The organism is Rhodococcus sp. 7Tela_A2 (assembly GCF_049311045.1).
Classification (GTDB): Bacteria; Actinomycetota; Actinomycetes; order Mycobacteriales; family Mycobacteriaceae; genus Rhodococcus.
In genome coordinates this window covers 1-6,841 of the sequence record NZ_JAXION010000169.1, presented here as the reverse complement: position 1 = coordinate 6,841, position 6,841 = coordinate 1, and the positions used below count along the sequence as shown (strand labels likewise).

At 67.1% G+C, this 6,841-nt stretch carries 5 protein-coding genes and 1 pseudogene; 1 reads left to right on the top strand and 5 read right to left on the bottom strand.

Annotation, left to right across the window (positions count from 1 at the left end; genetic code table 11):
* A pseudogene (locus TVH25_RS20275) lies at window positions 1-345 on the bottom strand (deaminase); the annotation flags it as partial.
* A 1,322-nt stretch (window positions 346-1,667) separates the two neighbouring features.
* On the opposite strand from TVH25_RS20275, the gene TVH25_RS20270 reads away from it, so the two are divergent.
* Complete coding sequence (locus TVH25_RS20270) at window positions 1,668-2,000, top strand: VOC family protein (RefSeq protein WP_169622382.1); 333 nt, start codon at window positions 1,668-1,670, stop codon at window positions 1,998-2,000.
* 106 nt (window positions 2,001-2,106) lie between these two features.
* On the opposite strand, the gene TVH25_RS20265 is transcribed toward TVH25_RS20270, so the two are convergent.
* The 4 genes from TVH25_RS20265 to TVH25_RS20250 all read right to left on the bottom strand — a co-directional run.
* On the bottom strand, window positions 2,107-3,837 hold the full coding sequence (locus TVH25_RS20265; protein ID WP_422425317.1) for a CocE/NonD family hydrolase: 1,731 nt from the start codon (window positions 3,835-3,837) through the stop codon (window positions 2,107-2,109).
* A gap of 23 nt (window positions 3,838-3,860) precedes the next feature.
* Window positions 3,861-4,802: an MBL fold metallo-hydrolase gene (locus TVH25_RS20260; RefSeq protein ID WP_296551092.1), complete on the bottom strand. Its 942-nt coding sequence runs from the start codon at window positions 4,800-4,802 to the stop codon at window positions 3,861-3,863.
* Between the two features lies 1 nt (window position 4,803).
* Window positions 4,804-5,748, bottom strand: a complete 945-nt coding sequence (locus tag TVH25_RS20255; RefSeq protein WP_296551093.1) for an alpha/beta hydrolase — start codon at window positions 5,746-5,748, stop codon at window positions 4,804-4,806.
* Window positions 5,749-5,761: 13 nt separating this feature from the next.
* Window positions 5,762-6,841, bottom strand: a 1,080-nt coding sequence (locus TVH25_RS20250; RefSeq protein WP_422425316.1) for an FAD-dependent oxidoreductase, incomplete at its 5' end; no start/stop codon positions are given.

Below are 6,841 nucleotides of genomic sequence, written 5' to 3'. Positions count from 1 at the left end.
GGGGCGGGGGTGATGCGTCAGGACGAACACGGGGGTGTGGAACGGTGGTTCGTCGCCCCACCAGCCCCGCCATTCGGGGTCGGGCCACTGTCCGAGCTTGGGAGCGAATTTGTTGCGGCCCATGATCTCCGCACCGATGTTGTGGGAGAAGTCGCGGGTGAAGTAGTCGTCGATGCCGCGGGTGCCGCCGGGATCGGCGCGGTTGGGCCAGCTCGCGGTGGCCCCGGCCCATTCGAACATTTCGCTGTGGTCGAGACCGAAGGGGTTCTCGAGGGTCTGATCTTCTCCTGCGGCGATTCCGTCGCTCGAAACGGTGAAGTTCTGTACGCGCAAAAGCTGGGACACACTGTTCTCCCGTGTCGTCTCGGATGGATACGCAGAGGTAGACCGGGCGCGGCGGGCAAACTCATCGGATGCTGCTCGGAGGATGGGGGACAGGGCGCTGTGCCGGCCGGGTCAGGGGAGTGCAGCGTGCCGATCGTGCCCTGGCCGGCCGGGGAGCGTCGACCGGATCCACCGAGGAGGAGGTGCCGAGGTCGACGGTCGCGTGTCCGGTGCAGGCGGTGCCGTCAGGATCGCGGGATTGCGGGTCGCACATTCCGAACACCGAAACTGTTGTGCAGCAGTAGTATTCATGGATAACGGTGATTATCCATCAAATTCGAACAGGGTAGTCGAGGCGCATCCTCGGTTTCCCGACCCCGGGGGACGGGGTACGTTCGCGGGTCCACATGGTGCGGCCGAGGCGCGCGGTTTCGGCGCGCGGTTTCGGCGCGCTGCGGTCGTCCGCCGTCTCTGCGGTCGGTGCCGGACGAGCGTGTGCGGAGATCGCGTGTTCTTGCACTCGCGGCGTTCGCGTGCGCAGCGTCATCCGGGATATCGACCGCCGATGCCGATGGTCCACGAATCCCGCGAGATCCACGGGCCGGCCGCTCGAGCGTCTCGGGATTCATGTGCCGAGCGGGCCGAAGGGTTAACCGCGCCACTCGTCGGCGCATCACGTGACGCGCCGGAGTCGGGTGTGCCGGAAACGGCATGGGTCGCTCGGCGGGCGTTCCACTCCCTCCGGGGGCGGGCCTGATCCGCGTTACTTGACATAATGTAGATTATCGGCGAAACGGTGACCTGCGGAAACGGCAGTGTGTAATCCCTGAGCCCGCCGGAGACGTTGCGTATCGCTACGCAGCTGATGCGACGTCGTCGCAGCTTTTCGCATCGCGCCTCGGCGCGCGCTGGTCGCTTCCGGTCTTCCGCCCACCGGCGCCGATCGTCGGGCCGAATCGTCCTCGACGCCTGGTGGCCGGCGATCCGATCTCCGGCTCCCGCCTCGGCTGTCCGATTCGAATACACCGGCACTCGAGCCCCGGCGACCCTCCCCGCTCCCATCCTGCCCGTGGACATCAAAACGTCACAGTGACGTTTTATGTCCACCCTCCGGCTTGCTGTATTTCATCGTCTCCGGCGCCCGCTCCGGAAAATGCACCAGGACGATCTTCGGTCAGGTGCCGGGGTCCGTCGCCGCTCGCGTCCACACGTCACGTGACGAGCTGTGGAATGGGGAAGTTATCGGCCCGACGAGTGACAATCGACCCTCGTCGGGCCGAGGTCGACAGCCGTAAGGTTGGGCAACTTTCATCCGAGGAGAAGCCGTGAGCCACGAAGTGAAGATGATCGTCCTGTCGACCGACAACCTCGACGAGTCGATCAAGTTCTACAGCGAGGGCCTGGGAATGCGACTGAAGTTCCGGGACGGCACGCATTTTGCCGCGCTCGACGGTGGCGCGGTCACGGTCGCGCTCGCGACATCGGTCGATCATCCGATCCACGGACAGGTCGTCGTGGGCATCAAGACCGATGATGTGGATGCCGCCGCGAAAGCCACCGAAGAAGCCGGCGGCGGCATCGTGCAAGGTCCGTACGACGACGCGCACGAGCGGCGTGCGGTGGTGTACGACAACAAAGGCAACGGCTTGGTCTTCTACAGCCCGTTGAATCGTTGATCGTGAGTTGACCCGTCGGGGGGATGGGGGGGGGGGGGGGGCGGGGGGGGGGGGGCGGGGGCGCCCCCCCCCCCCCCCCCCCCCCCGCAGCGGTTCCTCCCCGCTCCTACTCCCCTGCCGTGCGTGCCGTGAACGGCAGCACGAGTCGGGAGTGGTGCGCGGCATCCCGGTAGATCTTGTGGGTCACCGGGCGGCCGACCGGAAGGTGGAAGGCGTCAGGCGGGAGCAGCGCATTGTGCTCGTCGGCGAGCGGTTCCCCGTTCGACAGTTCCACCGTCAGCTTGTGTCCCGGCAGGAACGTATTCGCGAACGGGTACAGACGCAGCACGTACTCCTCGATCGCGCCGGGCTCGACCGGCACCGCCCGCGTGTGCGGATGGTACGGGTTGCCCTGGGTGGTGCGCTCCTCGTCCAGTTCGCGGTGCGACGCTTTCAGGTACCCGGTCGTGATCAACTGGCGCTTGCCGTTGGGAGCGTAATCCCACAGTCTCAGAATGAAATTCGAATCCGGCTGATCGAGTTCGGCGAAGATGTGCGCCGCACCGGTGCCGATCATCTCCGTGGGTGCCTCGAAGACCGGGGTTTCCCACTTCAGGATCTCGACCTTGTCGGTGACCGTGAGCGGCGCCTGGTAGAAACCGTCCGGCGCGGCGTACTGCACGCCCATCGGTTCCGGTTCGGTGGACAGCTTCCCGCGCGGACGCAGATACAGCGACCGGTACTCGACATCCTTCGGGGGCCATTGGTCACCGGTGACCCGTTCGCGGGAGCCCTCGACGAAGACCTGCACCGCGGGTTCGTCCATGATCCCGTTGTCGATGCCCTTGATCCAGTAGTCGTACCACCGGAACATCTTGTCGTGCTCTTCGATGAAGGGCCGCGACTGCATGGGCGGGTACGGACCGATGTCGAGTTTCTTCGGCCCGCGCAGTGCGTCGAAGAGTTCGATCGTGCCGTCCATCGTCCACCCGCGCCCCTGATCGATCTGCAGGTAGACGGGGATGTCGATGTTCGGAGCGAGCGTGATGGGGTTGCGTTCCTCGTACCACGGTCCGTCGAGTTCGTTCATGACGATGTCGAACCAGGCTTCGTGGTGCTTGGGGTAGTTGAGCACGTGGACCAGGTTCGGCCATGCGGCGACGTCGGGGTCTTTCAGGCGCTGCGCGACGCGCTCGGCGATTTCCTCCGGAGAGTACGTCTCGAGCATCCGGGATTTGACGCCGTCGGTGAATGCCCACCCGGAGTCGCCACCGCGGCCTTCGCGGGCGGCGCGCGGCATGAACCACATGATTCCGCCGTGGTAGGTGGTCTCGTAGAAGTCGTAGTGTCCGCCGCTGACGAAGATCGCCTTGAGGTGCGGGGGCCGTTCCGCCGCGGCGAGGACCTGCATCGAGCCGAAGTAGGAGATGCCGATCATGCCGACGTTGCCGTCGCACCACGGCTGGGCGGCGACCCACTCGATGAAGTCGTAGGCGTCTTGTCCGAGGGAAACCCCGCCGGCGTTGTAGTTGCCGATGTGCTCTCCCCCGGAGTGACCCGAGCCGCGGAGGTCGCCGATGACGTGGACGTAGTCTTCGGCGACGACCCGGGCGATGTCGCCGGCTTCGATGCAGCCGTCCCACATGGGGCTGGGGCGGCGCTGCGGCGGAGTGGTGAGGGCGAGAGCCTGCAGTTCCTTGCCGTAGGGGCTGAGCGCGACGAGCGCCGGGCGGGGCTTGTCGTGGACGCCCGGATAGGCGGCGGCGGCCAACTCGATGCCGTCGCGCATCGGGACCCGCAGATCCTTGCGGATGTGGATGGTGCGGCCACCTGCGTCGAACGTTTCGAATTCGGCCATGAGGCTACGACTCCTCTTCTCTGTCAGGGTTTCTGGGTGAACTGCGTGCGGTAGCCGTGCAGCGTCGTGAAGAACGGGGACGGCTCGAGGGTGGGGTCGCCGTCGTAGCCGAGTTCGTCGGCGACGGACGCGAACGGTGAGTACACCGAGTCGGTCTCCCCCAGTCCCTGACACAGGCACCGGTGCGCGGCGTGGTGGACGCTGCTTTCGATGTCGGTGCTTTCGCGCAGTGCTTCGGCGGCTTGATCACGGTCGAGTTCGACGCCGTACGCCACGCCGTCGGCGCGTCGGTAGGGATGGCCGAGGTACAGGTGCCGGGGCCGGATCTGTTCGCGGAGGTAGCGCAGGCTCGTCCGGTACGCCTCGGGGTCCGAGTAACCGGGGAATCCGTTGGCGGCACCGTGGACCTGCACGGCGTCGCCGACGAAGACGTCGTCCTGGCCGTCGAGGACGTACGCCACCGAGCCCGGGGTGTGTCCGGGGATGGAGTGCACCGAGACGGTGACGTCTCCGCCGAGCGAGAGGGTTTCCCCACCGCGGACCAGGACGGTGGGTTCCATCTCGCCGGAGATGACGGCCTGGGTCGCCGCCGCGACCTTGGCGGCACCCTCGGGATCGCCGAGGTAGGTGCCGCGCGCGCCGAGATAGTCGTCGACGTGGGCTTGCCGGGAACGCAGCAGTGGGGCGTCGGCTTCGTGGATGACGACCTTCGCCTTGCGGCCCGTGGCCTCCCACAGGGCGTGCGCGCCGCCGATGTGGTCGATGTGCCCGTGGGTGAGCAGTATCCATCGAATGTCTTCGATGCGGCGGCCGAGGGCTTCGAGTGCCGGTGCCATGCCTTCGGCGGGTGACGATGCGATGCCGGTGTCGACGATCGCGGGTTCGGGGGCGTCGATGAAGAACGTGTACAGACCGAACCGTCCCCACGGCGAGACGATGGGGTGGATCTTCACCTCGCTCGCCATGTCACTGTTCCTGTCGGGTGGAAAGGTCGCTGTGCAGGAACTCGGCGGTCTCCTCGAAGACCCCGGCGAACTCGGGGATCCACGAGAAGTTCTGCACGAACCCGTGGTTGGCGCCGGCGTAGCGGCGGACCGTGGCCGGTACCCCGGCGTCGGTGAGTCGAGCGCCGTACAGTTCGCCCTCGTCGCGCATGGGGTCGTATTCGGCGGTGACGATCAGTGCCGGGGGTAGTCCGGTGAGGTCGTCGCGTTTGATCGGCGAGACGCGGGGGTCGGCGGGGTCGGCGCCGCTGTCGAGGTAGAAGGAGTTGAAGCCCTTCAGCCCGGCGGTTTCCACGCCGTATCCCTCCGCGTTGTCGCGCAGCGACGGGTAACGCTCGGTGTCGAAGTCGAGGTCGAGCGACGGGTAGTACAGGATCTGGTGGGTGATGCGGTCGAACCCGTCGTCGTGTGCGAGGGCGGCGACGGCGGCGACGAAGGTTCCGCCGGAGCTGTCCCCGGCGAGAGCGAGCGTGGTGCCGTCCCACCCGAGGGTGTCACCGTGGTCGGCGGCCCAGCGCACGGCGGCGAGGCAGTCGTCGAGTCCGGCGGGGAACGCCGCTTCGGGTGCGCGGCGGTACCCGACGGAGACGACCTTCAGGCCGGTGGCTTTCGCCAGGTTCCGGGCTACGTGGTCGTGGGTGTCGAGGCTGCCGAGGAAGAAGGCACCGCCGTGGAAGTACACGAGCAGTCCATAGCTGTCGGTCTCGACCGGGGTGTAGATCCGGACGGGCACGTCCCCCACCGGCGTGGTGGCGACGGTGTCCTCGACCCGGTGCAGAGGCAGACGGTCGGCGAGGGGCGGGACCTGGGATTCTTCGACGGCGCGCAGGATCTGCGGGTCGAGCGGTCCGTCGGGCGGTGCCGGCAGGTCGGCGAGGAAGTCGGCGATTCGGGGGTGGAGCGGCATGGCGCGTTCTCCTCTAGTGGGCGGCGGGCTGCTGCGAGGCGGGCTTCTGGCCCGGGAAGACGTCGTTGACTTCGTCTTCGGTCCAGCCCTGGCGGGAGATGCGCTGCAGTTCGTCGGTGACGGGCTTGCGGGTGGCCTGGAAGTCGGCGAGTGCTGCGGCGACGGTGTCGGCGTCGCGCAGGGCGTCGGCGAGGGCGCCGGCGTCGAGGATCGCGGAGTTCGCGCCCTGTCCCTGGTGGTGCAGCATCGAGTGGGCGGCGTCGCCGACGAGGACGGCGGAGTCGGAGTGCCAGGTGTCGACGGGGTCGATGTCGTAGACGGCGCGGAGGTTGACGGTGTTCATGTCGATCTCGCGGGCGATCTGCACAATGCGTTCGTCGAAGCCCTCGAGGGTGGCGAGGAGATCTTCGCGGGTGGCTTCGGGCGACCAGGTGCTGTCGGGGCACAGCGCGGTGACGTCGAAGGACACGTCGTTGCGGTGACGCAGCGGCAGGAAGTACACCTTGGTGCCTTTGCCGATGTACATGCGCAGGTTGTCGTCGGTGGCGAGGCCGTGGGTGGCGTCGGCGGAGATGACGGCGCGGTAGGCGTGCTCACCGGAGAAGACGGGCTGCTGGTCGCTGAACAGTTGCTTGCGGACGACGGATTTGATGCCGTCGGCGCCCACGACCAGGTCGGCTTCGACGACGGTGCCGTTGGTGAAGGTCAGGACGGTCTTGTCGCCGCGGTCTTCGACGGTCTCGAGTTTGTGGCCGAGTTTGACCATGCCGTCGGGCAGCACGCTCACGAGGGCGTCGATGAAGTCGCCGCGGTGGATGAGGTGGGTGTGGGTCTTGACCTCGTAGTCGTCCATGCCCGGCCAGTCTTCTTTCATGATCGGCTGACCGGTGGCGGTGAGGATCTCGAAGTAGTCGCTGGGCGAGCTGACTGCGGCGATGGCGTCGAAGGTTCCCCACTCGCGGAAGCGCTGCATGCTGGAGGGGCGGAGTCCGATGCCGGCGCCGACCTCGCGGATTTCGGTGGCCTGTTCGTACACGGTGACATCCGCGCCGAGCAGACTCAGAGCCTTGGCGGACGCGGCGCCGGCATCGGA